The following is a 2,527-nucleotide window of genomic DNA, read 5'->3' on the forward strand; positions in this document are numbered from 1 at the left end:
GCCGCGTCCTCGACCAGCGCTTCGGGGCCTGAGGGGTTTCCGGGCCGCCCGTGCCGCCGGGCCCCGGCCGCCTCTCCGCTCGGGTAGGTCGGTCGGTGCCGATCGGGCCGTCCCCGGGGTGCCGGGTGGCCAGAACGTCGCGCGAGGTGTTCCGGCAGGGTCGCTCGCCGGGCAAGAGTGATCGGTGTCACACACACCGCCCCGCCGCTGGTGGGGATCGCTCGAGCAGGAGGCGCACGATGGCGATCGAACTGAATCAGATCTGGGACATGCCGATCAAGGAGTTCCACCCGCTCCCCAAGGCGCTGTTGGGGGTGGGGGCGCACGACATCCTCGGCGTGGAGGCCAAGAAGTTGGGGATGACCCGCGTCCTCATCATGACCACCGGGTTGCGCGGATCGGGGATCATCGAGGAGCTCAAGGGCAAGATCGAGTACCAGGGTCTCGACGTCGTGGTCTTCGACAAGGTCGAGTCCAACCCCAAGGACTACAACGTCATGGACGCCGCGGCGCTCTACAACTCCGAGAAGTGCGACGGCATCATCTCGGTGGGCGGAGGCTCCAGCCACGACGCCGCCAAGGGCGCACGCGTGGTGATCGCCCACGACGGCCGCGACATCAACGAGTTCCAGGGCTTCTCCAAGTCCACCAACTTCGAGAACCCTCCGCACATCGCCGTGTCCACCACAGCGGGAACCGGTGCGGAGACCTCGTGGGCGTACGTCATCACCGACACCTCGGACATGGACCACCCGCACAAGTGGGTCGCGTTCGACGACGCCAGCCTGGTCTCGCTGGCGATGGACGACCCGCTCCTCTACTACTCCTGCCCCCAGCACTTCACCGCGTACTGCGGGTTCGACGTCCTCGCGCACTGTTCGGAGCCGTACGTGTCGCGGCTCGACTTCGCCCCCTCGCTGGGCAACGCGTTGTACGCGACCAAGCTCGTGGCGGACAACCTCACCACGGCCGTGTACGACCCGCGCAACCTCGACGCGCGCACCGGGATGATGAACGCGCAGTACATCGCCACCCAGGCGTTCAACTCGGGCGGACTCGGGATGATCCACTCGATGTCCCACGCGATCAGCGCGTACTACGACACCCACCACGGCCTGAACAACGCGATCGCGCTGCCCCGGGTGTGGGAGTACAACCTGCCGGCCCGTTATCAGCGGTACGCCGAACTCGCCCCGCAGATGGGCGTGGACACCCGGAACATGACGACCGTCCAGGCGGCCGACGCCGCGGTGGAGGCCGCCATCCGGTTGTCCAAGGACGTCGGCATCCCGGACAACTTCAGCCAGATCACGCCGGGGCTGTACGAGAAGAACCAGATGGACACGGGCAAGTACAAGGGCAAGGGCGACAGGATCGACACCTCCGCGGAGAACGTCCGCAGGATCGCCGAGCACATGATGGGTGACGCGTGCACCCCGGGCAACCCGCGCGAGTCCACGGTCGAGTCCCTGATCCCCATGGTCGAGCACGCCATGACCGGCTCCTACTGATCGGCGAGGACGGAAAGGGCCCGACCATGGGTGTCATCCCAGACCGCCCCGACGAGGCGGGAACCGCTGACGCGGCGATCGACGTCGACCTCCTCCGGGAGGCGCTGCGGGCGACGGGGTACATCGTCGACCGGGAGTTGGCGACCGTCGTGCACCTGGCGACGGTCCTCGACAGGCCGCTGCTGCTGGAGGGCCCGGCCGGTGTGGGGAAGACCGAACTGGCCAAGTCGCTCGCGACCGCGTTCGGGCGTCGGTTGGTCCGGCTGCAGTGTTACGAGGGCCTGGACGACGCCCGGGCGCTGTACGAGTGGGACTACGCCAAGCAGCTGCTGCACGTCCAGATGCTCCGGGACCGGATCACGGCCGAACTGCAGGCTCACGAGGACCTCGGCGCCGCCTCGGCAGCGCTGGCGGAGATGGAGGTGGGGATCCACGGCGAGGACTTCCTGGTGACCAGGCCGCTGCTCGAGGCCATCACCTCCGAGGACCCGGTCGTCCTGCTCATCGACGAGATCGACCGCACCGAGGAGTCGCTCGAGGCGATGCTGTTGGAGGTGCTCGCGGAGAAGCAGGTGACGATCCCCGAGCTCGGGACCTTTCGCGCGCGAACGACTCCCTGGGTGGTGCTCACCTCCAATGACACGCGGGAGCTGTCCAGCGCCCTCAAGCGCCGGTGCCTGCACTTCCACGTGGACTTCCCGGACGCCGCGAGGGAGACGGAGATCGTCCGGTCCCGGGCGCCCGAGGTGTCGGAACCGGTCGCGGCCGACGTGGTGGACAAGGCGCGCCGACTGCGTGAGATGCCCCTGCGTAAGGCCCCGTCGATCTCCGAGGTGGTGGACGCGGCGCGGGCCGCGTCCGTGTGGGAACCGGACAGCCCGGAGCTCGGCTGGGTGCTGGCCGCCGCCCTACTGAAGTACCGGTCCGACGACGACGCCGCGCGTGAGGTCCTCACGGGGGTCCACGACGGGATGCTCGCCGGGGTGCACGGCGAGCCGCCCGGTGGTGGCACCGCG

The 2,527-nt window shown here is 68.7% G+C and carries 2 protein-coding genes; both read left to right on the forward strand.

Annotation, left to right across the window (positions count from 1 at the left end):
- Positions 1 to 239: 239 nt before the first annotated feature.
- The gene (gene mdo, locus G6026_RS02935) at positions 240 to 1,511 is read left to right on the forward strand and encodes an NDMA-dependent methanol dehydrogenase (RefSeq protein WP_107755406.1); all 1,272 of its coding nucleotides are present in this window, start codon (positions 240 to 242) and stop codon (positions 1,509 to 1,511) included.
- 26 nt (positions 1,512 to 1,537) lie between these two features.
- A partial coding sequence (locus tag G6026_RS02940; RefSeq protein ID WP_241727928.1) for a MoxR family ATPase occupies positions 1,538 to 2,527 on the forward strand: 990 nt, incomplete at its 3' end.

Source organism: Dietzia sp. DQ11-38-2 (genome assembly GCF_014145055.1).
Classification (GTDB): domain Bacteria; phylum Actinomycetota; class Actinomycetes; order Mycobacteriales; family Mycobacteriaceae; genus Dietzia.